Genomic DNA, 26,221 nt, shown 5'->3' with positions numbered 1-26,221 from the left:
ACCATTTGTGGTTATTTATTTATAAATTTTTTAAAAATACACAATTTGAATAGTGCATTTTTAAAATTTTATTAGATATTTTCAACTTAAGTTAAATTGTACGGCTTAAGCTACCTCTTCGACATAAATCACGCTGGATACGTGTTATACCAATGCCAGGCTTCTCATTTTCACTTAAGCTCGCTAATACCAGCTCTATTACTTTATCAGCAATAACTTGGTGACGTTGCACAACCGATAATACTGGACAGGTAAAAAAATCTAACAATTCATTATCACCAAAAGTTGCAATCACAATATCACTTGCTAATCGTCCATCACGCTTTAACATCACGTCCATTACTCCCTGTAACAGAGAAAATGATGTTGTAAAAAATGCTTCCGGCATTTCATTATGATCTAGCCACTGCGCAAAAATTTCTTCAGCAGCATGACGTTCATAACTGCTAGCATATAAATACTTGACTGAATTGGATTTATCTTGCCAAGATTCTCTAAATCCCTGTTCACGTAATAAGCTAACAGAAAGCTCAGGTAATGCCCCTAAATAGAGAACTTTTTTTACCGGAAATTTATGTAATTCAGTTGCTAACATTTTGGCATCTTGTAAATCATCGCCAACCACACTAATAAAATGCTGCGGTTCTAATGCGCGATCTAAAGCAATAATGGGTAATGAACGATTAGCCCAGCGTTGATAAAACGGATGTTCCGGTGCTAAAGCGGTTGAAACAATGATTGCATCCACCTGACGCTTCAATAAGTGCTCTATACACTGAGTTTCGTTATCTGGTTGATCTTCAGAGCAGGCAATAAGTAACTGATAACCGCATTGACGTGCTTTACGTTCAAGATAATTGGCAATCCGAGTATAACTGCTATTTTCTAAATCCGGGATCACCAGGCCAATTGAATGGGTACGGCCAGCTCGCAGTCCAGCAGCGACCGCATTTGGATAATAGTTATGTTCCTTAACAACAGACATCACTCTTTCAACCGTCTTATCACTGACTCGATACTGTTTAGCTTTGCCATTGATAACATAACTGGCGGTTGTACGGGAAACGCCGGCCAGACGGGCAATTTCATCCAATTTCACGTTGATGACCCCTTTTGCAAACAGAAAAAGTCCCAAAAACTTGAGACAATAAAAGTTGTTCTATTTTAACTTGCTGAAGAGATATTTTCACCGCAAAATTTGCTTTTTCCACCATGAAAAAACTCGCAGAATTTAGTCTTGATACATGGATTCAATTTCACGCTGATATCGTTGAGCGATGACTTTACTCCTTAATTTTAAGGTTGGGGTTAACTCACCATTTTCCATAGAAAAACCAATAGGTAACAGAGTAAAACGTTTTACTTGATGAAAATTAGCAAAATTCTTTTGCATTTCTTTCAGACGTAAATCAAAAAGTTCAACAATGCGACTATTACGTAATAGTTCTAATCGACAGTGATATTTCAAATTAATTGAATGAGCATACTCTTCCAGTGAATCAAAACAAGGAACAATCAGTGCGGAAACAAATTTACGCGCATCTGCGATTACTGCAATATGTTCAATAAAACGATCTTGACATAATGCACCTTCAATCAGTTGTGGAGCAATATATTTACCATTAGAGGTTTTCATTAAATCCTTTAACCGTTCGGTAATAAACAAGTTGCCGACTGCATCAAGCCTACCCGCATCTCCCGTTTTGAACCAACCATCGTGGGTGAAAGCCTGTGCTGTTTCAGTTGGTTTATTGAAATAGCCCCTCATCACAATGGGCCCTTTAACCTGGATCTCATTTTCCTGCCCAATACGCACCTGAATATCAGATAATGGTGTACCAATCGAGCCTAAGCAATAATTTTTCTCTTCCCAACAAGAAATCGTTGCACAGGTTTCAGTCATACCATAGCCATATTTGATATTAATCCCGGCAGCTAAAAAGAAACGAATAACCTCATCATCAAGATGAGCCCCTGCGGCAGGTAAAAAACACAATCGGCCACCTAAAATCATTTTTAATTTAGTTAATACCCATTTATCTGCATTACGATAAAAAAAACGATGTAACCAACCGCCTTTTTTTCCTTGTTGAACCAGAGCTACTTGACGTTTACCTTGACGAAGCGCCCAATTGAAAAGCTGTCTACGTAGCCAAGATGCTTTGGAAACTTTCTGATTTATGGCAGCATAAACTTTTTCATAGAAACGGGGCACTGCGCACATTACTGTAGGTTTTACCGCAACCATAGCTTCTCTAACACTGTGGGCATCGGTTAAATAGATGTTTTGTGCGCCAATATGCATAACATAAAAACTCCACGCTCGCTCAAAAACATGAGAAAGCGGTAAAAAACAGAGTGAAATATCTGACTCAGTTAATGTTAAACGCTCATCATGTAAATAAAGTTGAGCTGCCATATTGGCATAATCAAGCATCACCCCTTTCGGTTCACCTGTTGTGCCGGAAGTATAAATTAATGTAAATAAATCACTTAATTGATGTTGTGCAATTCGTTGTTTCAATTGGGTCAAAAATTGGGATGAAGAGTTCTGCATTAATACCGATAGAGGATAAGCTTTTGGGCAAGCAGAAATATCAATATCTTCATTAAAAACAATGATGTTAGTCAATTTAGGGCATAATTTAAATAGCGATTTAGCTATATCATATTGAAGCTGATCGCCAACAAATAGGATGCGAATATTAGCATCATTTAAGATATAAGCAGCCTGATTGACATTACTGGTTGAATAGAGAGGCACTGTCACGGCGCGGATTTGTAAAATAGCCAGATCAGTTAAAGACCAATTCATACTATTATCGGCGAAAATAGCGACATTTTCTTGTATATTCACACCTAATTCAAGTAATGCTAAAGAAATAGATTCTGTTTTTTGTCCAATTTCTTGCCACGTTAATTGGCTTTGATGAGTTGCTGACCATTGCCTAAAAGCAACTCGGTTAGCCAAAGTCGGCGAATTAATCTTTTGTTGAAACTGGTTAACTAAATGATAAGAATGCAAATTCTCACTAGTCAAAATATCTTCCCTTAGTGAACTTTTATTTACCAAATATAATTATTTAATGGCAACAGGTCATGTAGGCTAAAGTTATAAAAAATAATTTCAGCGTACAGTTGTTAGCTAATAGTGGCATTATACATAATTGTTAGATAAAAAAAGAGGCTTTAATGGAATTAAAAAACACGTTCACGCCAAATCCATACTAACGTAACAATGACTTGGCATAAAAGTGCTTTTATAAAAGAAAAATATTTTATATATCAATTTGATAATTGTAATAGAATAATTTACAAGCTATCTTTAATGCAAACTTTATTATCTGTTCCTGTCCACTTTCTTTGCTGATTATACGAAAAAGTGCGCTATTGATTAGTTACTCAGTTGCCCTAATTGCGTTTTCATCCACTTATGTCCTTTGTCTCGAGTTGTAGATTCATGCCAAATCAAATAACAGGGACGTGTCGTTTTTTCCCAGGGTAATTCAACTGATCTTAAATTTAACTGACTTGAATAATATTCAACAAGCCATTTTGGTGCAATAGCGACAAAATGAGTTTGAGAAACAATATTTAATACGCTATTTAAATCTGTTCCTTGGTAAATAATAGAATGAAAAAGATCGCTATTATGATAATAAGGTTTACTAAAAGAACCCATATTATCCATGGAGACAACCGCATGTTTTTCACCCTGTAATATATCATCAGAGATTGTATTTTTAATATTGGGATGATTATTAGACACTGCTAAAACTAATTCATCATTAAATAATGGATGGTGATGATATTCAGGTTTATCAAATTCGTTATAGCTGATAACAAATTCTGTTTCTTGATATTTCAATTGATGGGCAATATTATCATCAAGGTATGATTGAATAATTACGTCAATATTTGGTGCATTTTGCTTAACTCGTGCAACGATACTAGCCGCTAAACGAATATCTAGTGGACTACATATTGATAATTTAAATACCCGTTCACTCTGCTCTGGCTCAAATCCTGCACCCGGTAATTCGTTATGTACTAGTTGTAATGCCTGTCTAACGGGACCAAATAGTTGCTTAGCACGTGAAGTCGGCTGAATACCTCGGCCATAACGAACAAAAAGCTCATCATTGAACATCACTTTCAAACGCGATACTGCATTACTAACAGCAGGCTGTGACATTCCTAAAATCTGTGCTGCACGGGTAACATTCTGCATCTGCATAACTACATCAAAAACCGTTAATAAATTTGAATCAACATTTCGCAAATGAATATCGCTTGGCTCTTTTTTCGTTGCTGAAACTGTGTTGTAGTCAGTCATTATTTTACCCTACTTGATATATATGTATATTTAATAAATAAAAATAAAAAATTAACCTAATTAATTATTAACTTAGGTATATTGTTTTATTCTTAAATTCATTAAAATAAATTAAGCGAACCATTTAACTTTTTAAATGATTTTAGCTTCCATGCCTTAACATTAACGGATCAGTTTAAAAATCATTTCTACCAAAGCCCTAATTATAAAATTATTATCCTTCAATATTCACATAATCAATAAATAATAAAATTAAATATCCATCTATTAATCCTTCAATTAGATGATAAAACAAAGCATGGTAGAATTCATAATAAAATTATTCAATTCTTATTATTCATTACAAATTATCAGATTCATCACAGAATAAATTATTGCTTATTCAATATTTCCTTTACTCATTTTTATAACAAACACTTCCTAATATATTTTTATTAAACTAATTTTACATTTTACAATTAAGAAACATTATTGAAATAAATTAAATGCAACTAAATTAATTTTTAGCTAAATTTTATCAGTTTTTTGAATTAAAAGAATAGATAAAAACAGTGTTAAAAATATAAAAATTAGCCATGTATCCTAGTAAAAACATTCTTTATATTAACAAAATCAATTTTTATTTTAATATTGACATAATGATAAAGATAAGGTATTTATAAAAAATATGATGATATTTTTGATATTAATAAGGTCAATATTTTATGTCTTTTTTTATTCACCTACTAAGCCTGCTACTTCTCGCATTTTCTGTGCGCGGTATGCTTATGGGTGAACGAAGTTATTAATATCTACCCACATAAAAAAACCCGCGCAGAAGCGCGGGTTTTTTTATGCTCGCAATCTTACTAAATAGCTCTTTCTATAAACTTACTAACAAAAAAACCGATCACAACCAAGAATCCGATATAGGAACAAACAGTATGAGCAATAATATTATTATCTTTGATACAACATTACGTGATGGCGAACAAGCTTTACAAGCAAGTTTAAGCATCAAAGAAAAACTACAAATTGCTTATGCTCTGGAACGTTTAGGCGTTGATGTTATTGAGGCTGGCTTTCCTGTCTCTTCACCAGGAGATTTTAAATCTGTTCAAGCCATCGCCAAAGAAATTAAAAATAGCCGTATATGTGGTTTGGCACGTTGTGTTGATAACGACATTGATATTGCCGCTGAAGCATTAAAAGTTGCTAATAGTTTCCGGTTACATCTTTTTTTAGCAACGTCGTCATTGCATATTGAACATAAATTAAAGCGTTCTTTTAATGATATTTTAGCCCTCGCTAACCACTCAATTAAGCATGCCAAGCGCTATACAGATGATATAGAATTTTCCTGTGAAGATGCCGGCCGCACTGATGCTGATGATTTATGCCGGATCGTGGAAATGGCGATCGATGCAGGTGCCACAACGATTAATATCCCTGATACTGTTGGTTATACTATCCCTTGTCAATTTGGCAATATTATTAAAGATCTTTTTAATCGGGTACCAAACATCGATAAAGCCATTATTTCTGTCCACTGTCATGATGATTTAGGTATGTCGGTAGCCAATTCTCTCACTGCAATTCAAGCCGGAGCTCGACAAGTAGAAGGAACGATTAATGGTTTAGGAGAACGCGCTGGCAACTGTGCCTTAGAAGAAATTATTATGGCAATTAAAGTGCGCCAAAAAACGTTAGCCGTCACGACAAACATTAATCATAAAGAAATTTATCGTACCAGCCAATTAGTCAGCAAGTTATGCAATGCCCCTATTCCTGCTAATAAAGCGATCGTCGGCAGTAATGCTTTTTCACATTCTTCAGGTATCCATCAAGATGGTGTACTTAAGAATCGAGAAACTTACGAAATTATGACACCAGCAGCAATTGGTTTAAAAGAGACACAATTAAATCTGACGTCTCGTTCAGGCCGAGCTGCGGTAATGCATCGCATGACCGAAATGGGATATCAAGATACAGATTACAATTTAGAACAGTTATATGCAGCATTTTTGCGCTTAGCAGATAAAAAAGGTCAGATCTTCGACTATGACTTGGAAGCTTTAGCTTTTATTAATCAACAACAACAAGAGCCTGAATTTTTCCGTTTAGCCTATTTTAGTATCCAATCAGGCTCAAATCTGGTTGCCACTGCCACGATAAAAATAATCTGTGGAGATCAGGAAAAATCTGACGCAGCAACAGGCAATGGCCCAGTTGATGCGATTTATCAGGCAATTAATAAAATAGCAAATTATTCTATTCAACTAATTTCCTACCAGTTATCCGCTAAAGGTCAAGGTAATGAAGCGTTAGGTCAAGTTGATATCGTGGCTGAATGTTTTGGCCGACGTTTTCATGGTATCGGATTAGAAACCGATATTATTGGATCATCCGCCATGGCAATGATCCACGTGTTAAATAATATCTGGCGAGCAGAATTAGTCAAAAAACAAAAAAATCACTGCAATACAGAGGTAACTCAATAAAATGGCTAGTAATTATAATGTTGCTGTTTTACCAGGTGATGGTATTGGCCCGGAAGTTATGGCACAAGCCTATAAGGTGTTAGCTGCTATCGGCCAACAGTTTAATTTGGCTATCGTAACCCATGAATATGATGTTGGTGGAATTGCTATTGACCACTATGGCCAACCATTGCCAGCTGAAACACTTTCAGGTTGCCAACAAGCAGATGCAATACTCTTTGGTTCAGTCGGTGGACCGCAATGGGAACACCTGCCTCCTGATAGTCAGCCTGAACGCGGTGCATTGTTACCCTTACGTAAGCATTTTCAGTTATTTAGTAATCTACGACCGGCCCGTCTTTATCCTAGTTTAAATAACTTTTGTCCATTACGGGCAGACACTGCAGCGAATGGTTTTGATATTCTTTGTGTGCGTGAATTAACAGGAGGGATCTATTTCGGTCAACCTAAAGGACGTGTCGGATCAGGTATTGATGAAAAAGCCTTTGATACCGAAATTTATCATCGCTATGAAATTGAACGCATTGCGCATATCGCTTTTCAGGCGGCTCGTAAGCGAAGCTATAAAGTAACATCAATAGACAAAGCTAATGTATTGCAAAGTTCGATTTTGTGGCGAGAGGTGGTTAATGATATTGCCACAATTTACCCCGATGTCGAAATCAACCACATGTATATCGACAATGCCACTATGCAGTTGATCAAAGATCCGGCGCAATTTGATGTTATGCTCTGCTCAAATATTTTTGGCGATATTATTTCCGATGAATGTGCAATGATTACCGGTTCAATGGGAATGTTACCTTCTGCCAGTTTAAATCAACAAAATTTTGGCTTATACGAACCAGCTGGCGGCTCAGCACCAGATATCGCCGGTAAAAATGTGGCTAATCCAATTGCGCAAATCTTATCAGTAGCGCTCATGCTGCGTTATAGCCTGCATCAACCACATATTGCCGATGCGATAGAAAATGCCGTCAATAAAACCTTATTACAAGGTTATCGAACTCAGGATTTGGCATTAGATCAGCAATTTGTCAGTACCGATGAAATGGGCAGTATTATTGCTAGCTATATTATGCAAGAGGCTTAGATTATGGCGAGAACTTTATATCAAAAATTGTACGATGCACACATTGTCCATGCATCGGAAAATGAAACACCATTAATTTATATCGATCGCCACCTACTGCATGAAGTTACTTCTCCCCAAGCATTTGATGGTTTGAGGGCTCATAACCGTTCAGTCAGGCAACCCAATAAAACCTTTGCCACCATGGATCACAATGTCTCTACCCAAACTAAAGATATTAATGCAAGTGGTGAGATGGCTGGCATTCAAATGCAAACCTTGATAAAAAATTGTCAACAATTTGCTATCACACTTTACGATTTAGAACATCCTTTCCAAGGTATTGTCCACGTTATGGGGCCGGAACAAGGCATAACTTTACCCGGCATGACTATTGTTTGTGGTGATTCCCATACTGCAAACCATGGTGCATTTGGTGCATTAGCTTTTGGTATTGGTACATCGGAAGTTGAGCATGTCTTGGCTACCCAAACCTTGAAACAAGCTCGCGCTAAAACGATGAAAATTGAAGTTATCGGTGAATTAGCAAATGGCATCACAGCAAAGGATATGGTATTGGCAATGATTGGCAAAATCGGTAGTGCCGGTGGTACGGGTTATGTTATTGAATTCTGCGGTAAGGCAATTGAAAACTTAACCATGGAAGGCCGAATGACTATCTGTAATATGGCAATTGAAATGGGAGCTAAAGCGGGAATTATTGCACCTGATGATACAACATTTAATTATATTAAAGGCCGTCGATTTGCACCAACCGGAGAACAATGGCAGCAAGCCGTTAACTATTGGAAAACGCTAAAGTCTGATCCGAATGCCAATTATGATGCCATTAAAATTATTGATGCAGCGGAAATTGCGCCTCAGGTTACTTGGGGTACCAATCCAGGGCAAGTGATTGCCATTGATGATGTTATACCTTTACCTAGTTCATTACCTGATGCGATTGAATGCGCATCCGCGGAAAAAGCATTGAATTATATGGGGTTACAAGCTGGCAGCAAATTGACTGACATTAAAATTGATAAAGTGTTTATCGGTTCTTGCACTAATTCACGTATTGAAGATTTGCGTTCTGCTGCCGCTATTGCCAAAGGCAATAAAGTGGCCATTAATGTACAAGCTATTGTTGTTCCCGGTTCAGAGCCAGTAAAAGCACAAGCAGAGCACGAAGGTTTGGACAAAATATTTATCGATGCCGGATTTGAATGGCGTTTACCAGGTTGTTCAATGTGTCTGGCAATGAATAGTGATCGCCTTGCCCCTGGTGAACGTTGTGCCTCCACCAGTAACCGTAATTTTGAAGGGCGTCAGGGGCGTGGTGGTCGAACCCACTTAGTCAGTCCCGCTATGGCGGCAGCGGCCGCTATTTACGGCCATTTTGTCGATGTGCGTAAGATCAACAATGACCAAACAAAATAGGAATTGGTAAATGAAAAAATTTATCCAACATACTGGCTTAGTGGCGACTTTAGATATAGCCAATATTGATACTGATGTGATCATCCCAAAACAATTTTTACAAAAAGTCACTCGAGTCGGTTTTGGTCAACACCTTTTCCACGATTGGCGTTTTCTGGATGATAACGGTCAACAACCTGATCCAGATTTTGTGCTTAACAAATCTCGTTATCAAGGCGCTACTATTTTATTAACTCGGGAAAATTTCGGATGTGGATCATCGCGCGAACATGCGCCTTGGGCATTAACAGATTATGGCTTTTGCGCCATTATTGCGCCGAGTTTTGCCGATATTTTCTATAACAATGCCTTTAACAACCAATTATTACCCATTAAGTTAAATGAAACAGAAATTAATCAACTATTTAACTATGTTGAACACCATGAAGGTTGTCAATTCACTATTGATTTGACGACTCAAACGGTTATAACTGAGGATAAAACTTATTTTTTTACTATTGATAATTTTCATCGTTATTGCTTGATGAATGGTTTAGATAGTATTGGACTGACTTTACAACATGAAGCAGAAATTAGCCGCTATGAAGAGCAGCAACCACTATTTTTGCAATAACCATTCACAATGACAGGCTCGGCCTCTGTATGCTGGCAGAGCCTGGCAATTTTTTTATTTTAATTAATTTTAAGCTTAGAAAATGGCATATCATGCGATTAAATTGCATGACTAAATCTTACATTTCGTTTTATTTACTAAAAAATAATTTAATTTATCTATTAATAATGAAAAATTATCCACATAGAGAGCTATATTTATTAATTTATTCACCTTTTCTGTGGATATCCATGTGAAAAAAGCAAGAGTAAACAGGGTATAATTTCATGAATTTTTTAATCGATAGATATCTAAATATAAAATTAATAGTTTTTTTTCATAGAGATAAATGGATTTAATCGATTAAATAGAGAGCAAACTAGCGCGGATAGCTCACAACCAAAACGGGATGAACAAAGATCCAACAATATCTATTTTATCCACATGATACGCTGTTTTGTTAAGCAAGCTAACTGGTCTTTTTAGCAAAAACCAGCCTGTCAAGACTGTAAATTAAACCAGTAGAGGCCTTTTATTAGAGTTATCCAGTAAAATTGTGGATAACTATAGCTAAGATCCTGTTTATTACCTCTTCGATTAAACTCCTAACAGAAAAAAAATTTGCCGACTTTAGATAAAATGATTTGATTATCAATGCATTGTTCTTATTTATTCGATCTATGTTAAAATTTTCACTGTGTGTACAAATTTAATTGTCCATTTTTTATACAGGTCTGATTTATGCGATTTTCTCCCCAGCTTCCTGATGATGAACAAAGTTTACTTAATAAAGCTAAAAATCTCGCGGGCTATACAATGGCTGAACTGGCTTACCATGCAGGTATTGCTATCCCCCACGATCTTAGACGCGCCAAAGGTTGGGTAGGTCAGTTATTAGAATATTGTTTAGGTGCAAATGCCGGCAGCAAAGCAGAACAAGATTTTGCCCATCTTGGTATTGAACTTAAGACCATCCCTATTAACCGCTATGGGGAACCATTAGAAACAACCTTCGTTTGTGTGGCACCTTTAACCGGTAATAGTGGAGTGACCTGGCTTTCTAGCCATGTACGTCACAAGCTGTCACGGGTTTTATGGATACCAATTGAAGGTGAACGCCAAATCCCATTAGCAAAACGAAGAGTTGCTTCGCCACTATTGTGGAGTCCAAATTCAATTGAAGAGCAACTACTTAAAAAAGATTGGGAAGAGCTGATGGATATGATCGTGTTAGGTCAGGTGGAAAACATCACCGCCCACCATGGCCAGGTTTTACAAATTCGTCCCAAAGCCGCTAACAATAAAGCATTAACAGCAGGGATAGGTAAATACGGGCAACCAATAATGACCCTACCACGTGGATTTTATCTTAAGAAAAATTTTACTGCTCCAATACTAGCACGTCATTTTGAGCTGCCCACTCATAAATAATAACTTATCACTGCTAGCAGCCAAGTGTTATCTTATAAGGACAATTTACGATAATACTGCGCAATCTTACCACGGGTCTGTTCATAAGAAGCTCGGCGAATATTCTGCATTCCTTGCCAACGTTCATTGATCGGTACATGATAACCTTCATTTTTAGCAGCTTGAATAAATTCAGCAAGTGCCTCTGCTGAATCCAACACAGCTATCGTGTTATATTTCCCGATTATTTTAGGCAAAAATAGCGTTACCGGAAAATTGTCTGTCAATTGCGATGACTCATTATTCACATCTGATCCATGATGAATAAGTTTATGCTGTTCATCGCGATCTAAAGCACGATGAATATCATCGGCTAATTTCAGCAAACGATGGTTTGCAGTTCCTAATTTGGTATCATTACGTTCACTCGGTACCACGGTATCAAGCGTGCCATAATCACCAATATGAGGAGCGACTAATAATAAATCATAATCAGGGACAAATGGTTCGTGTATTTCCGGTTGACTCAAGACATAAATAGGTTTCCCAGCTATTTCTATTCGATAGTAATTATTACTATTAGATTGATAAATAGCTTCAAATTGATATTCCTGTCCAGTTGGTGATCGCGCTAACAAAACCATTTTGTCACCATGCGGTTGAGATAATTCGAGGCAAGTTAACTTGATCAATTCATTGATCCTGTCACGGGGTATAGTTAAAGGCACACTTACTGCGTCGCCATTTTCTAGGTTTTTTCGGATCAAGGCATTATACTTTTTCACTCGCTCTGGCTGTCCGACAAGCTTGCTAAAATTTTGATCAACACAAATAAATCCGGCTTGTGGCCCCCAATCGGCGCTCTTTCCTTTGATGCTAAGCGGCTTAGTCGGATAACCGGCTTCTATTAAAGATGTCGCTAAGGGACTAATCGGTCTAATACCATAAATGAGATTTTTTTGAATGGCATAATTAGAAAGAGTTTTTAAATGTGTTGCTGGAATGCCAGTTATTGGCTGACTTACCTGATAACTAGCAGAATCAGCAGATTCGACTGCCATTTGTTGATGATAGGCAGTATTTAAGATTAAATTATTTGATATGCGATGCATTTATACTTTACTTTTATTATAAAAGAGTAACGGTTTACCTATTTTATTACAAAAAATATAACCAAATAACTAAGTTTAATAAATAAAAAATAAATTTAGATTGATTGCATGACTTAAATAATATTGTTTCAATTTAACAGATAATTAGTTGACTTAAGCACAAACAAAAATGTGCCAAAAATGGCACATTTTGTTGTAAAATTATGTAGTTCAGTTAGGATTTTTTAGTCGCCTGAATATAAAGCATATCTAATGCGATGGTGGCTGCCGCTAAGGCAGTAATTTGTGATTGATCATAAGCCGGAGCCACTTCCACAATATCCATACCAACAATATTTAATGGCTGCAAGCCCCGCAATAACTTTAAGGCACGATCGCTGGTTAATCCACCAACAACGGGGGTTCCGGTACCCGGCGCAAAAGCCGGATCTAGACAATCAATATCAAAGGTTAAATATATAGGTAATTCACCCACTGTGGACTTTATCTGGTCAATAATATCTTCCGGCCGGGCGTCATTCACATAAGCCGCATCCAATACCGTAAAACCATTGTCTTTATCATATTCAGTCCGAATACCAATCTGAATGGAGTGAGTCGCATCAATAAGCCCTTCACTAGGCGCATGATAAAACATAGTACCATGATCAAATTTACTACCATTGCTATAGGTATCGGTATGTGCGTCAAAATGAACCAACGCCATTTTACCAAAATGCTTAGCATGAGCACGTAATAAAGGTAAAGTAACGAAGTGATCGCCACCAAAGGTTAAACATCTTTTGCCAGATGCCAATAACTTTTCGATATGGGCTTGCAACTTATCACTCATATCTTGTGCATCGCCAAAAGCAAAAACGAGATCACCACAATCAACTATTTTTAACTGCTCTTTGAGATCAAACTGCCATGGCCAACGTTTACCTTCCCATGCCAGGTTTGCTGATACTTGCCGAATAGCAGCCGGCCCATGCCGGCTGCCAGCACGGCCTGATGTCGCCATATCGAAAGGGACACCGGTGATAACCCACTGTGCATCACTATTATAAGGTGAAAAATGGAGTGGAAAACGCATGAAACCAAAGGCATTAGAAACCAAAGAATTATCTTCCTGATTATTTAATGTATTATTAATCATATAATTTATCTCAAACTGTTTATTAATGAATAACCTTCACTATTAAGATCACTGCTCTTCTGCTTGGCATCCAGCTAGCGCTAAAGAACAAGCTTTTACAGCGCACCAGATAAGATTATTCCATTATTGCTCAATAACCTTGGCTAACTTATATTGTCTCACCTTCCAGATAGGTGTAACCATATAATCCTGTTTCAAATTCAGCCAGAAACTGCTCCTTTAAACTTTTCGTCAAATCTTTACTATTGACTTGATCACGAAAAAGCGTCAATAGCATTTTAGGATCTAACTTGACGTAATGGAGCATATCCGCCACTGAATCCCCCTCTTCACTTTGTAAATACCTGACTTCACCTGAATTATCAATATAGACATCAATCGCCGCTGTATCGCCAAACAAATTATGCATATTACCTAATATTTCTTGATAAGCTCCTACCATAAAAAATCCTATCATTGGCGGCTCTTCCGGATCATAATTAGGCATTGGCATAGTAGCAGCAATACCATCACCATCGATATAATGGTCAATAATACCATCTGAATCACAGGTAATATCTAATAACACCGCTCGACGCTCTAATGGCGCATTTAATCCTTGAATTGGCAGTACGGGGAAAAGTTGGTCAATACCCCATGCATCCGGCATAGATTGAAATAGTGAAAAGTTCACATATAGCTTATCAGCCATCCGCTCTTGTAACTCATCGATGATAGGACGATGAGCGCGATTACTGGGATCTAAATCCTGCTGAATACGACGACAAATATTAAGATAGAGCTCTTCAGCCCAAGCACGCTCTGTTAAATTCAACATGCCATGGGCATATTGGGTATGCACATCATATAAGGAAAGTTGACTATCATGCAGCCATTCACGTAATGAACGGCTATTTCCCTGTTGCATTTCATTCCAAGTTTCCCACAGAGAAATAAGTGATAATTCGGTATCTTTCGGTGGTGGTGTGATCTTAGTAAATTCATTACGTTCAACACCAATGACATTAGAAACTAATACGGTATGATGAGCGGTTAGCGCTCGACCTGATTCCGTGATCACCGTTGGATGCCCTAGCCCATGTTCATCACAGGCTTCCCCTATTGCCCAGATAACATTATTGGCATATTCATTTAAACCATAGTTGACAGAACAATCCGACTGTGAACGCGTACCTTCATAATCAACGCCAAGACCACCACCTACATCAAAACACTCAATCTTGACACCTAACTTATGTAACTCAACATAAAAACGAGCTGACTCTCTCGCGCCTGTCGCAATATCACGGATATTAGACATCTGAGAACCTAAATGGAAATGTAATAATTGTAAACTTTCCAACCGCCCAACACTTCTTAATGTATCAACCAACTGTAAAACCTGAGCAGCGGCCAAACCAAATTTTGATTTTTCACCGCCACTTGCTTGCCATTTACCCGAACCTTGTGATGCCAAACGCGCTCTTACTCCTAAACGAGGAATAACATCTAATCTTTTCGCTTCATCTAGAACTAGATCAATTTCAGTCATTTTTTCAATCACTAAGTAGACCTTATGGCCAAGTTTTTCGCCGATCAACGCTAAACGAATATATTCCCGATCTTTATAACCATTACAAACAATCACCGATTTCGTCATACCTGCATGGGCTAATACAGCCATTAATTCTGCTTTGGAGCCGGCTTCTAAACCTAAAGGTTCACCTGATCTCACTAAAGTTTCAATCACTCGCCGCTGCTGATTTACTTTAATTGGGTAGACAAGAAAGTAGTCACCTTGGTAGCCATAATCGCGACGCGCCCGTTCAAATGCAGCATTAATTGAGCGCAATCGATGTTGCAAAATTTGCGGAAAACAAAATAGTGCCGGCAAACGTAAATGTTGTTGTTCTTCCTGTACTTGTTCAACTAATGCGGCTAAATCAATCTTTGCTTCTGGTTGGTCAAGATTTGGACAAACACTAATATTACCTTGTTCATTAACTTGGTAATAGCCACCTCCCCAATATGCAATATTGTAGGTTTGTTGCATTTTACGCGCGATATTATTCTTCATAGTTATCTCCTGAAATGGAGTATGAGTTTCACTTCTTTCCTATTTTATCATATCTAACAAGATAATATTCTGTGCAAATTTTAAAACTGCAGGAAACAGCAATAACTCTATCTAATTAAAAAAAGGATTAATGACAATTCAATAATCATTCTGTTATTTAAAGTTGCAAAATAACTTATCAATAAATGATTTTAGTCTGTCTCGAGTACGACCTATAATTTCGACTAGCAGTCGTAATATAGAGAAAGGAAAAAGAAGCGGGTACACAGACATTAAGCTGTGATGATTGGTAATTTGCTATTTGCTGATAATGGAACATTACCCATTCACCTCAAAACATGGTTTTATAAATTCAATTTCAGAACATAACCATTTTAAATTGAGAAGTAGCATCAATATCGATACTACCGCATAACGCCTGATGAGAAAAAAGGTTCATCAGTTATCGCGCTGTTTATACCTTTATTAGAAGAAAAATGCAAAATCAAATTGAATAAAACATCAACAAATTTATCTCTATTTAGCAAATCCGTTTTTAACAATAAACAAATATAAAAAACCGCTAGCCATAGTGCTAAATTAACATTAAAATGGACGTCTGGATGGTAATACATCTAATTCAGTTTCTACGAATTTTTAAGGTAACAAAACATCTATGACCACACATCTTTTTACTTCTGAATCAGTCTCAGAAGGTCATCCTGATAAAATCGCTGACCAAATTTCAGACGCGGTTCTTGATGCAATTCTTGAGCAAGATCCAAAAGCACGCGTTGCCTGTGAAACCTACGTAAAAACAGGTATGGTAATGGTTGGCGGTGAAATTACGACCAGCGCTTGGGTAGATATTGAAGAAATTACGCGGCGTACAATACGCGAAATTGGCTATACCAGCTCCGATATGGGCTTTGATGCCAACTCCTGTGCTGTTATCAGTGCAATTGGCAAACAATCTCCTGATATTAATCAAGGCGTCGATCGCGCAAATCCCTTAGAACAAGGAGCTGGTGATCAAGGGATCATGTTTGGTTATGCTAATAACGAAACCGATGTTCTTATGCCAGCGCCAATTACTTATGCCCACCGCTTAGTCGAACGCCAAGCTGAAGTGCGAAAAAATGGTACCTTGCCCTGGTTACGTCCAGATGCTAAAAGCCAAATCACTTTCCAATATGAAAATAATAAAATAGTAGGCATTGATACCATTGTTTTATCTACGCAGCATGCTGAGGAAATTAAACAAGAGACCTTATCAGAAGCTGTAATAGACGAAATTATTAAGCCAGTATTACCGACAGAATGGCTACATAAAAATACCAAATATTTTATTAATCCAACTGGGCGTTTTGTTATCGGCGGCCCAATGGGCGATTGTGGCTTAACCGGCCGTAAAATTATCGTCGATACATACGGTGGCATGGCCCGCCATGGTGGTGGGGCTTTTTCTGGAAAAGATCCCTCTAAAGTCGATCGTTCTGCTGCCTATGCTGCGCGCTATGTAGCAAAGAATATTGTTGCCGCAGGACTGGCTGATCGCTGTGAAATTCAAATTTCATATGCAATTGGCATCGCTGAGCCTACATCTATCATGCTCGAAACTTTTGGTACAGAAAAAATAGCCAATGAAACTCTGGTTCATTTAGTGCATGAAATTTTTGACCTACGTCCTTATGGTCTAGTTAAAATGCTCAATTTATTACAACCTATTTACCATCAAACTGCAGCATATGGACATTTTGGCCGTTCTCAATTTCCATGGGAAAAAACAGATAAAATTGCTGAACTCCGTGCAGCCGCAGGTTTAACTAACTAGTCGTCGATTTTATCTTGTTAAAACAGCAAAGGGACAGTTAGATAACTCTCCCTTTTGCTATTTTAGAGCTAGCCAAAAATAGCAATTAATTATTGAATTTTTCCAACATTTAATTAATAAAGACCATAATAAATTAATTTCTTTTATTCTGAGCTCACTCTTTGCCATTTAACTAGATTAATAATATGAAATCACAGCGAATACCGATCGCTTTACAACAGATTGTCATGCACGTATTACGCAACAAACTGGCTACCGCGAGTACTAAATTGGGAAAAAACTTTACAGCACCGTTGATTAATTACCGACAGCGAGGAACCATTGCCGGTAGTGCCCATCTACAAGCATGGGAAATTCGTCTTAACCCCATTTTACTAATTGAAAATGGTGAGATTTTTGTTAATCAAGTTATTCCTCATGAGTTAGCCCACTTGTTGGTTTATCACTGTTTTGGCAAAACAGCCCCTCATGGTAAAGAATGGAAATGGATGATGGCAGTGATCCTCGAAGTCCCACCACAGACAACGCATCAGTTTGCATTAAACTCAATTCGTAAGCAGATCTTTCATTACCATTGCCAGTGCGACCTATCACATCAATTGACTCTACGCCGGCACAACAAAATCCAACACGGGAAAGGGGAGTATATTTGCAAAAAATGTGGTCAATATCTTATTTGGCAGAATCAATAGGAGAGCAATTCACTCTCCCCTGTTGATCACGCTAAATCAGTCATAATCATCTTAGCAATTTCAAAGTAAATGATTAATCCTGTGCCATCTATAAACGTAGCAATAAAAGGCGCAGAAACAATTGCAGGATCAATATTCAATCGTTTAAGTACCATTGGAATAATAGAAGAAACGATCGCACTCCACACAGTAATTGCCATCATAGTCAAACGAACAACCAGGGTAACTTGATAGCCAACGTCCAGGATCCAAGCACGAAATATGCCGACACAACCTATTGTTAATGCCACTAAAAATGATGTAGATATCTCTTTTTTAAGCACAACACCTAAATTACGTAAACTCACTTCTCCTAGCGCCATTGCCCTAACCAAAGTAGAAGTTATCTGAGTACCACTGTTACCGCCTGTGCCTATTAATAAAGGAATAAAAAAAGCTAATGAAATGGCAGATTCCAGCTGATCGGAAAAGGCTTTCAATACTGTACCTGTATAGGCTTCAGCCACAAACAACATCAATAACCAAACAACGCGTTTACGCCATAATGTTATTGGGCTGGTCGACATATAAGGCTCTTCTAAAGGTAATGTTGCCCCTTGCAAGTGGGCATCTTGGGTATTCTCATCCTCAATTAATTCAGCGATATCTTGAGCGCGTAATACTCCTTTTAATTTAGAAAACTCTACAACCGGAATAGAATCAATATCACAATGATTAAGCAGGGCAAAAACCTCTTCACGTGATTGTTCCGGTGAAACAGAAAAAAAATCACGTCGCATAATATCTGAGACAAGGAGTTCATTTGATGAGGTTAATAATGTTTTCATCAATAACAGGCCATTTAGATATTTATCTTTATCAATGACATAAAGATAAGTCGGGATCTGATCGCCGGTAATTATATTAGCCAGATTATTTTTAATAGCAGCAACAGAATCATTCATCGAAACAGCGATATAAGATTGACTCATATAAGCACTAACTTTTACTTCATCAAAATTATTATGATGTTGCTCATTGAAATTTTCTGCATGACTATTGGCCGGACACACCACGCTGGGAGCCGTTTTTTGTAGGGATGTTAACTTCATTTTCGAAACCCTATCACTGTTATATACTGCAAACAGTTCTCAAATAGGGGCAAAACCAGATGCGAGAATATTAAGCTATCTCAACGTCTCAGTTTTAGCACTATACAACGTATCCTGCAACCAGCAGGAAGTTACATGGGGATACACCTTGACTCGATATATCCTGTCCTGATCTTGGGCGTCTCTCGACGTCGTCAGATCAGTAACCTATGTTTGTATAGGAGCCTCGCCTAACGAGATACTGCACCGTGCTTAATATTAAAAATTAATATTAACTCGAGCAGATTATAATGAAGCTAAATAGCTTTTCCAATTATCGTGTTACTTATGGTTTAGTTTTTGTTTAAGTTGGTAAATAATAGAATCAAGCCGCTAAGTTAATAAACGAAAATAATAATTAAAATCGTAAGTTATTTAATTAAAAAAGCAAATTTTCATCAAATGCTAGGCGATCTATTTTTATCTTTTTTGCATCATTAATAACTTGTTCTGCTGTTTTACCATCTAATGTTCGACAAATCCGTTTTTCCAATGCTCTGGAAGCAGCTCTTTCACCAAGTTGGCGATATTCATCAAAATTAATACTATTAAACATAGTAATATCAATAGCTTCGTCAAATTGTTGCTGTTTTTCAAAAGAGAGAGAATCTCGTACTTCAGTAATAGAAGAACGTAATAATTGCTTATTTTCACCATTTAGTTTTAATTGTTGCTCACAACCCAATAACAAAAAACTGATGAAGAAAATTAATAGATTAAATCTCATATATATAACGCCCTTCTCACTGCTTTAATTATCAGCATAGCAAAATTAAAAATAATAAACTTGAATATAATGAAAATTTAAAGAGAATAATTGTAAAAAAAAATTTTCTTATTGCTGGCAAAAATTAACAGTAATACTTGATTGCTTATTAGTTGTTACAGAGTAAAAATAAAATTTAAATACAATCAAATTGCTATTCATTAAATAGCCATAAATTAAAATAGCTTGCTTAATATACTGCTATTTTTCCAACATAATCGAAAGAGCCTATACAGGCTCTTTCAATATTACTTTTATTTTATGGTAATTTAACACCTTCAAGAGAAATAATCAGCTCAGCTTCTTGCGATTTAGGGCCAAGATCTTTTTTAAAGTTAAAATCTTTCAATTTAATCTTTCCAGTTGCCTCAAAACCAACACGATAACCTCCCCATGGATCGTCACCTTCACCAATTAAGATAGCATTAAGTACTAACGGTTTTGTTACACCATTTAGTGTCAGTTGCCCATCGATATGATAAGCCCCCTTGACTTGACTAACCTTAGTTGAAATAAAAGTTGCCTGCGGATATTTTTTTACATTAAAAAAATCGGCACTGCGCAAATGCTTATCGCGTTCTGCATGGTTAGTATCAATGCTGGCAGTATTGATCACCACCTTAACTTGATCATTTTGTGGATTTTTTTCATCAAAGGTAAAACTACCAGTAAAATTCTTAAAACTACCATAAATCCAACTGTAACCTAAATGTTGAATGCGAAACTGAACAAAAGCATGTTGACCTTCATTATCAATTTTATAATTAGCGGCTATTGCTGTATTAATGCTCGATAGCAAAATTGCGGTTACTATAGCTAAAAAAAATTTTTTCAACATAACTATCTCCAATAAATTATTTTCTTGCAGGGATGCCAAGTATGCGTTTTAGGGTAATATCACGATCAATAAAATGATGTTTTAATGCTGCAATCGCATGAAGAATAGAAAGAATAATTAGTGTCCATGCCAAATAAAGATGTACAACACCGGCACTATCAGCCTGCACGCCTTCATCTGACCATATTGCCGGGATCTCGAAATAGCCAAATATTGAAATAGGCTGGCCATCCGCAGTAGAAATTAAATAACCGCTAAGAAATATGCCAAATAAAAGTAAATAAAGTGAAATTTGGACGAGAGTAGAACTTATTTTTACTAAGTTGCTATAGCTATCTAATGGTTTAGGCGGCGGTGATATGAAGCGCCATAGAACACGAAACATCATCAGCAAAAACAAAATAAAACCGATGCTCTTATGAATTTCTGGCGCTTTGTGATACCAAGCGTCATAGTAATTTAAAGAGACCATCCAAAGCCCCAACGCAAACATTCCATAAACAGTAATCGCAACCAACCAGTGAATTAAAATTGATATATGACCAAACTGGGTGGAAGTATTCTTCCAAAGCATATCAATATTCCTTTCGTTAAAGAGTAAGAATAATAATAGTCAATTTTGATGCAATATTAATAATAAACGAATTTTTAGGTGATTAATTGCCAAACAAGAAGAAATAATTTGTTAAAGATAATCAAAAAAAATCATTAAGTTACTCTATGAAATAGTTTCATCTTTAAAATAAAAAAGAATATTTAAAAAGTAAAAAATTTATAATATATTTTATTTTAATATTTTGTTTAAATGAAAAATCTGTGCAATTGTATTTAATTGCACTATATCAGAATAAAATTTTATATATTAAAAATAAGTTAAAAGCATTAACTAAACTGTAACTACAAGTAATTGCACGGTAAGCACCATAGCTTAGTTGTATATGTTAAATTTAAGTTAATTAATATGATGGGGATTTTTAAATATTAATAATAGGTTAACTTTGTTATCTTATATATCTAAGTCTACTGTGATAATTGTCATTAAAATAAATTAAATAAAAAATAGCATCCTCTATAATAGAGGATGCTAAGAAACGAAGGGTAAATAATAGGCACACAAAACTAATTATTTATTTTTCTCTATAATTGCACTTGCTCTTATGTAATTTTTTCCTCCCGCAGAAGTTATTTTCACAATAGTAGAATCTTTCTCTTTCGCTTTGTTCTCTAAATTTTCAATGGCTTCATTAAGACTAATTGCTGAGGCAGTAATAACCTCTTGAGATAAAACACCAAATGAAATTACAAAAAGAAAAACCATTATTATGAGATTCTTCATTTTTATCATAAACCATCTCCTAAAATTAATATCTGAGACTAATTTAGAACCATAACCCAACACAAAAAAATATTTTAATAAAATAAGCAATGTGAAAATTTTAAAAAACCATCTATCTAATTAAATATCTATAAAACTTTCGACAAATAAATAATTCATTAACTTTATTTATAAATAATATTAGAGTTATAAAAATAAAGTCCATTTTAAATTATAACCAAAGTTTCATTATTGATACTTTATAGCAAAATATTGTCCAACAAATAATATGAAAAATAGAAATATATTTTATTGTAAAGAAGCAAAAACAAAACAAAAAAACATTGAAAAAATAACTGACATATTTATCCTTTTGTCAATTTATACATGATAAAACTTTTTTAATAATAAATAAAAAATAGATTGTAATTAAAGAAGAGTATATAAAATTAATTCATATAAAATAAAAAATCGTAGGCAAAATAATCCAATGTAAAAACCAATCTATCATAATATTAACAAGTTATTTTGTTGTTTCTTTATTTAATAAATCATACTAATTAGCTGCAAATTTTGCGCCTGATCATAAATATATATATTTTTATTGTCTTTATATGAAACAAAAACATAAAATATTTACAACAAACCACAGTGTTTAAAATTAACAAAAACAAAACAAACAAGAGAAGAGGATGAATAGAATGAAAATAAGGCGTATTGCATTGTTAACGTTAGTATTTTCCATAAATAATATTGCTAATGGCGCTGAAATATATAATCAAGATGGAAATAAGTTAGATTTGTATGGAAAAGTTGATGTACGAAATCATATAGGTAAGAGCAAAAGTAGTGGAGATGATTCAAGAGTTCGTGTTGGAATCAAAGGTAGCACCGAAATTTCCGCTAACCTCACTGGATTTGGTCAATTTGAATGGGAAACAATGGCTAATAAAACTGAGGATAACCATATAGATAAAAATCGATTAGCCTATGTTGGAATTAATCATAAATATTTAGGCTCGATAGATTATGGCCGTAACTATGGTGTACTATATCACATTGACGGCTGGATTGATGTTTTGCCTATTTTTTGGGATGATGGCATTTCAATGGCTGACAATTATATGAATGGTAGAAATAGAAACCTACTTACCTATCGCAACAACAATTTATTTGGCTATGTTGATGGATTAAACATTGCATTACAATACCAAGGAAAAAATACTACTAATAATAAATCAGGTGTAAATACAGCCAAGCAAAATAACGGTGATGGCTACGGTTTATCAATAATTTATAATACTGATTTTGGCCTAAGTTTTGGTGGAAGTTACAGCAATTCACATAATGTCAATAATAACATAGCTTATTACTATGCTAATGGAAAACGTGCAGAAGCTTGGAGCATTGGTGCCAAATATAATGCTAATAACGTCTATTTAGCATCAACTTATATTGAAACACGTAACATGACGCCTTTTGGTTCAATTAACACCAATATTGCACCTAAAACAGAAACTTTCGAAATTGTCGCTCAATATACATTCGATTATGGTTTGAAACCATCATTAGCTTATATTCAAGCGAAAGGAAAAGATCTTGGCGAATATGGCGATAATTACTTAAACAAATTCATATCGCTGGGCTCATTCTACTATTTTAATAAGAATTTTGCTGCGCTGTTAGATTATAAAATTAATTTATTAGATAAAAATAAATTTACTGAAAATTATGGCATCAGTACTGACAATGTTTTAGGTTTAGGTTTAGTCTATTATTTTTAATAATATTTAATATATAATCCCAGATAAAATTATCTGGGATATCCTTATAAAATATATTACACTCAATAACCAAACTACTCTGTTAAACCTGCTAAGATAGCATTTATAATATTCTGCTAAATCATACAAACTTTTCTAACCGATAATAAAAATATAATAACATTTACACTCTGGAAAATTTTTCTATTCTCATTTATTTTTAATATCGAATTATTAGAACGTCTGTCAAATAATTTACAACCAAAAAATATCTTCTAACGCACTGAGCTATTGACTGCTCGTTGATTTGGATTTATTAAACGAAGCCGGCCTATAAAAACTTGCTGATTCAACATCTAGCATAAAAGCTGATATCAATTTCATATCAAAATATAGTTTATATTTTTCTCATTAAATTATTTTTATATAATAATTTAAGATATATATTTATTCTATTATAATAAAAAAATAGCTAATGTTTTTTTATTTATAGCTGTTTGATTCTAAATAACAAAATGATAATTATTTTCATGTAAGATAAATTTATTATTCTTTTATATTTCCAGAGATAGAAATTTTCTTATATGCATCAATAACTTTTCCAAATAACAGCATTAGTCAATATCATCATCAATAACTTTTAATTTGTTAATACCAATAAATATAAAATAGCGACCACTATTATATGCGGCCGCTATTTTAATTTATAGCTAGTACGACAAAATTAATTTGCTTTAGTCATAGCTTTGTCTGCTGTCTTTTTAGCTCCAGATTTAATATGAGAAGCTTTTTTCGCTTTTACTTTGCCAGTATGAGATATTTGTTTAGTTTTGACTTGTTGCTGTCCAGCATTAGTTTGACCACTTGCATTCATTGGAGTAGAAGCAGCCATACTACCAAATGAAATTAATGCCATTGATAAAAGTGCATATTTTACAAATTTCATTATTACTACCTTCAAGTTAGTTTAAATACGTTATCATTATAATAAATGTAAAATAAATTACTGTTATGAATAATTATTTTATCCATAAAATTTATTATCTATGTTAGTTAATATTTGGAATATGTAGACTTTGAAAAAATTTGTAAATATAAGAAAATATTGAAACTATTTTTGACACAATTCAAGGCAAAATTAATATTAACAATTATAAATACACTTTTAATCACTAATCAACTAAATAACAACATAATATTAAGTGAATAAAAACAGCTAATATCTCTATTGGCTATAAAAAACCCCTTTCAATGAATATTCAATTGTCAGGGGCTTAGTTTATAAAATACAATTATGTTATCTCAAACCGTTAGTCATTGTTAACCACTAACTACTCTGATTTCTATATTTTTCAACTAATGCGCGGGCAATAGCTTCTGTTTCAGCATCCGCATTACCACTTATATTAGCTGGGCGGAAATGTAGCTGAAATGCACTAATTGTTCTGCGTGTTTCCTCATCAAGTTCACCGGATTGTGGAATTTTATCATAACCATATTTCTGCAAATATTTTTGGATAACCGATATACTAGCTGGTGCATAGGGTGATCGACCTGCCAAATATTTCTTAACCGTCATTTCTTCTGGCCAAGCTCCAATACCAAGCTCAGCTAAACGTTTCCATGGAAAATTTTTACCAGGATCATACTTTCTCAATGGTGCAATATCACTATGTGCTAAAACATTATCTGGAGTTATGTTATATCTTTTTATGATATCTTGAGCTAAAACAATGATAGCGGAAATTTGCTGTTCATTAAAAGAATACCAAACCTTATTGCCAAGCATGTCTTCAGTAAACCCTTTATTAACTATTTCTATACCAATAGAACTATCATTAAGATTAAGTCTACCATTCCAATTACTTAAACCTGCATGCCATGCTCTTTTATCTTCTGGAACAAGGTTAAATATAACTGGCTTTCCACTTTTTGTTTTCGGTATTTCTGGAATAAGATAATGAGCACTGACTTTAGCTTGAGTTAAAATCTGTAATGAACGAGCATCATTTACTGCCGTATAATGAAATATTAAAAATTTCACTCGATCATCTTGGCTTATCGATGAAAAAGATTTATCGATATAATAATTACCTCTATCAACGATAGGGGTTTTAGACGAACAACCCACTATCATTAGCACCAATAACATCATAAACAACTTTCGCATATCATCTCCATATAAGTGTTTGATACCTACCCTTACAACAGCATTACTTCTCATACACTCGACTTCTTACACCTAAATAATTTAGGTCAAAACTTTTG

General features: G+C 35.2%; 21 protein-coding genes and 1 riboswitch. Of the genes, 8 read left to right on the top strand and 13 right to left on the bottom strand.

Features of this window, described 5'->3' with window-relative positions; translation table 11 throughout:
* Positions 1-91 precede the first annotated feature (91 nt).
* From cra to leuO, 3 genes are all read right to left on the bottom strand, one after another.
* On the bottom strand, positions 92-1,099 hold the full coding sequence (gene cra, locus H1X92_RS02645; protein WP_180558719.1) for a catabolite repressor/activator: 1,008 nt from the start codon (positions 1,097-1,099) through the stop codon (positions 92-94).
* A gap of 132 nt (positions 1,100-1,231) precedes the next feature.
* Entirely contained in the window at positions 1,232-3,043 is a 1,812-nt protein-coding gene (locus H1X92_RS02640; RefSeq protein ID WP_180558837.1) for an AMP-dependent synthetase/ligase, read from the bottom strand.
* Between the two features lie 351 nt (positions 3,044-3,394).
* Positions 3,395-4,336 carry a transcriptional regulator LeuO gene (gene leuO / locus H1X92_RS02635; protein ID WP_180558718.1) on the bottom strand — a complete coding sequence of 314 codons (942 nt, stop codon included), beginning with the start codon at positions 4,334-4,336 and terminating at the stop codon, positions 3,395-3,397.
* 923 nt (positions 4,337-5,259) lie between these two features.
* Between leuO and leuA the strand changes: the two genes are divergently transcribed.
* The 5 genes from leuA to mutH all read left to right on the top strand — a co-directional run bounded on the left by leuA (position 5,260) and on the right by mutH (position 11,351).
* Entirely contained in the window at positions 5,260-6,816 is a 1,557-nt protein-coding gene (gene leuA / locus H1X92_RS02625; protein ID WP_180558717.1) for a 2-isopropylmalate synthase, read from the top strand.
* A gap of 1 nt (position 6,817) precedes the next feature.
* On the top strand, positions 6,818-7,909 hold the full coding sequence (gene leuB, locus H1X92_RS02620; protein WP_180558716.1) for a 3-isopropylmalate dehydrogenase: 1,092 nt from the start codon (positions 6,818-6,820) through the stop codon (positions 7,907-7,909).
* A gap of 3 nt (positions 7,910-7,912) precedes the next feature.
* Positions 7,913-9,328, top strand: coding sequence for a 3-isopropylmalate dehydratase large subunit (gene leuC, locus H1X92_RS02615; protein ID WP_180558715.1), 1,416 nt, complete (start codon positions 7,913-7,915; stop codon positions 9,326-9,328).
* 10 nt (positions 9,329-9,338) lie between these two features.
* A complete protein-coding gene (leuD, locus tag H1X92_RS02610; RefSeq protein ID WP_180558714.1) occupies positions 9,339-9,941 on the top strand; it encodes a 3-isopropylmalate dehydratase small subunit in 603 nt (200 codons plus the stop codon).
* Positions 9,942-10,661: 720 nt separating this feature from the next.
* Complete coding sequence (mutH, locus tag H1X92_RS02605) at positions 10,662-11,351, top strand: DNA mismatch repair endonuclease MutH (RefSeq protein ID WP_180558713.1); 690 nt, start codon at positions 10,662-10,664, stop codon at positions 11,349-11,351.
* Between the two features lie 32 nt (positions 11,352-11,383).
* Here mutH and H1X92_RS02600 read toward each other — a convergent pair whose 3' ends face one another.
* From H1X92_RS02600 to speA, 3 genes are all read right to left on the bottom strand, one after another.
* Positions 11,384-12,442, bottom strand: a complete 1,059-nt coding sequence (locus H1X92_RS02600) for an anthrax toxin-like adenylyl cyclase domain-containing protein (RefSeq protein WP_180558712.1) — start codon at positions 12,440-12,442, stop codon at positions 11,384-11,386.
* A gap of 214 nt (positions 12,443-12,656) precedes the next feature.
* Positions 12,657-13,580: an agmatinase gene (gene speB, locus H1X92_RS02595; protein ID WP_180558711.1), complete on the bottom strand. Its 924-nt coding sequence runs from the start codon at positions 13,578-13,580 to the stop codon at positions 12,657-12,659.
* 148 nt (positions 13,581-13,728) lie between these two features.
* Positions 13,729-15,636 carry a biosynthetic arginine decarboxylase gene (speA, locus tag H1X92_RS02590; protein WP_180558710.1) on the bottom strand — a complete coding sequence of 636 codons (1,908 nt, stop codon included), beginning with the start codon at positions 15,634-15,636 and terminating at the stop codon, positions 13,729-13,731.
* A 655-nt stretch (positions 15,637-16,291) separates the two neighbouring features.
* Between speA and metK the strand changes: the two genes are divergently transcribed.
* Positions 16,292-17,449 (top strand): methionine adenosyltransferase, encoded by a 1,158-nt coding sequence (metK, locus tag H1X92_RS02585; RefSeq protein WP_180558709.1) that lies wholly within the window; start codon positions 16,292-16,294, stop codon positions 17,447-17,449.
* Positions 17,450-17,634: 185 nt separating this feature from the next.
* Entirely contained in the window at positions 17,635-18,141 is a 507-nt protein-coding gene (locus H1X92_RS02580; protein ID WP_180558708.1) for a SprT family zinc-dependent metalloprotease, read from the top strand.
* Positions 18,142-18,167: 26 nt separating this feature from the next.
* On the opposite strand, the gene H1X92_RS02575 is transcribed toward H1X92_RS02580, so the two are convergent.
* The 5 genes from H1X92_RS02575 to H1X92_RS02555 form a co-directional block, all read right to left on the bottom strand.
* Positions 18,168-19,232, bottom strand: a complete 1,065-nt coding sequence (locus tag H1X92_RS02575; RefSeq protein WP_180558707.1) for a magnesium transporter — start codon at positions 19,230-19,232, stop codon at positions 18,168-18,170.
* Positions 19,233-19,304: 72 nt separating this feature from the next.
* Positions 19,305-19,477, bottom strand: a riboswitch (M-box (ykoK) riboswitch).
* 173 nt (positions 19,478-19,650) lie between these two features.
* Positions 19,651-19,998, bottom strand: a complete 348-nt coding sequence (locus H1X92_RS02570) for a DUF6694 family lipoprotein (protein ID WP_180558706.1) — start codon at positions 19,996-19,998, stop codon at positions 19,651-19,653.
* Between the two features lie 298 nt (positions 19,999-20,296).
* Positions 20,297-20,875 (bottom strand): YceI family protein, encoded by a 579-nt coding sequence (locus H1X92_RS02565; RefSeq protein WP_180558705.1) that lies wholly within the window; start codon positions 20,873-20,875, stop codon positions 20,297-20,299.
* Positions 20,876-20,891: 16 nt separating this feature from the next.
* Positions 20,892-21,449, bottom strand: coding sequence for a cytochrome b (locus tag H1X92_RS02560; RefSeq protein ID WP_180558704.1), 558 nt, complete (start codon positions 21,447-21,449; stop codon positions 20,892-20,894).
* 549 nt (positions 21,450-21,998) lie between these two features.
* On the bottom strand, positions 21,999-22,220 hold the full coding sequence (locus H1X92_RS02555; RefSeq protein WP_180558703.1) for a DUF1471 domain-containing protein: 222 nt from the start codon (positions 22,218-22,220) through the stop codon (positions 21,999-22,001).
* Between the two features lie 671 nt (positions 22,221-22,891).
* On the opposite strand from H1X92_RS02555, the gene H1X92_RS02550 reads away from it, so the two are divergent.
* Complete coding sequence (locus H1X92_RS02550; protein ID WP_233458119.1) at positions 22,892-23,974, top strand: porin; 1,083 nt, start codon at positions 22,892-22,894, stop codon at positions 23,972-23,974.
* Between the two features lie 703 nt (positions 23,975-24,677).
* Here H1X92_RS02550 and H1X92_RS02545 read toward each other — a convergent pair.
* Positions 24,678-24,899, bottom strand: coding sequence for a hypothetical protein (locus H1X92_RS02545; protein WP_180558701.1), 222 nt, complete (start codon positions 24,897-24,899; stop codon positions 24,678-24,680).
* A 381-nt stretch (positions 24,900-25,280) separates the two neighbouring features.
* On the bottom strand, positions 25,281-26,123 hold the full coding sequence (locus H1X92_RS02540) for an N-acetylmuramoyl-L-alanine amidase (RefSeq protein WP_180558700.1): 843 nt from the start codon (positions 26,121-26,123) through the stop codon (positions 25,281-25,283).
* Between the last annotated feature and the right edge of the window lie 98 nt (positions 26,124-26,221).

The organism is Arsenophonus endosymbiont of Apis mellifera, assembly GCF_903968575.1.
Taxonomy (GTDB): Bacteria; Pseudomonadota; Gammaproteobacteria; order Enterobacterales; family Enterobacteriaceae; genus Arsenophonus; species Arsenophonus apicola.
The sequence above is the reverse complement of the archived record's forward strand: the minus strand, read 5'-3'. Positions and strand labels throughout refer to the sequence as shown.

What these genes read in the sequence shown, in the direction of transcription:
- H1X92_RS02570 (WP_180558706.1), bottom strand. Translation starts at nt 19,998, where the DNA reads ATGAGATTTAATCTATTAATTTTCTTCATCAGTTTTTTGTTATTGGGT.
- mutH (WP_180558713.1), top strand. Translation starts at nt 10,662, where the DNA reads ATGCGATTTTCTCCCCAGCTTCCTGATGATGAACAAAGTTTACTTAAT.
- H1X92_RS02550 (WP_233458119.1), top strand. Translation starts at nt 22,892, where the DNA reads ATGAAAATAAGGCGTATTGCATTGTTAACGTTAGTATTTTCCATAAAT.
- H1X92_RS02580 (WP_180558708.1), top strand. Translation starts at nt 17,635, where the DNA reads ATGAAATCACAGCGAATACCGATCGCTTTACAACAGATTGTCATGCAC.
- H1X92_RS02575 (WP_180558707.1), bottom strand. Translation starts at nt 19,232, where the DNA reads ATGAAGTTAACATCCCTACAAAAAACGGCTCCCAGCGTGGTGTGTCCG.
- H1X92_RS02545 (WP_180558701.1), bottom strand. Translation starts at nt 24,899, where the DNA reads ATGAAATTTGTAAAATATGCACTTTTATCAATGGCATTAATTTCATTT.
- leuO (WP_180558718.1), bottom strand. Translation starts at nt 4,336, where the DNA reads ATGACTGACTACAACACAGTTTCAGCAACGAAAAAAGAGCCAAGCGAT.
- H1X92_RS02565 (WP_180558705.1), bottom strand. Translation starts at nt 20,875, where the DNA reads ATGTTGAAAAAATTTTTTTTAGCTATAGTAACCGCAATTTTGCTATCG.
- speB (WP_180558711.1), bottom strand. Translation starts at nt 13,580, where the DNA reads ATGATTAATAATACATTAAATAATCAGGAAGATAATTCTTTGGTTTCT.
- H1X92_RS02555 (WP_180558703.1), bottom strand. Translation starts at nt 22,220, where the DNA reads ATGATAAAAATGAAGAATCTCATAATAATGGTTTTTCTTTTTGTAATT.
- leuA (WP_180558717.1), top strand. Translation starts at nt 5,260, where the DNA reads ATGAGCAATAATATTATTATCTTTGATACAACATTACGTGATGGCGAA.
- H1X92_RS02560 (WP_180558704.1), bottom strand. Translation starts at nt 21,449, where the DNA reads ATGCTTTGGAAGAATACTTCCACCCAGTTTGGTCATATATCAATTTTA.
- H1X92_RS02600 (WP_180558712.1), bottom strand. Translation starts at nt 12,442, where the DNA reads ATGCATCGCATATCAAATAATTTAATCTTAAATACTGCCTATCATCAA.
- leuC (WP_180558715.1), top strand. Translation starts at nt 7,913, where the DNA reads ATGGCGAGAACTTTATATCAAAAATTGTACGATGCACACATTGTCCAT.
- metK (WP_180558709.1), top strand. Translation starts at nt 16,292, where the DNA reads ATGACCACACATCTTTTTACTTCTGAATCAGTCTCAGAAGGTCATCCT.
- H1X92_RS02540 (WP_180558700.1), bottom strand. Translation starts at nt 26,123, where the DNA reads ATGCGAAAGTTGTTTATGATGTTATTGGTGCTAATGATAGTGGGTTGT.
- leuD (WP_180558714.1), top strand. Translation starts at nt 9,339, where the DNA reads ATGAAAAAATTTATCCAACATACTGGCTTAGTGGCGACTTTAGATATA.
- leuB (WP_180558716.1), top strand. Translation starts at nt 6,818, where the DNA reads ATGGCTAGTAATTATAATGTTGCTGTTTTACCAGGTGATGGTATTGGC.
- speA (WP_180558710.1), bottom strand. Translation starts at nt 15,636, where the DNA reads ATGAAGAATAATATCGCGCGTAAAATGCAACAAACCTACAATATTGCA.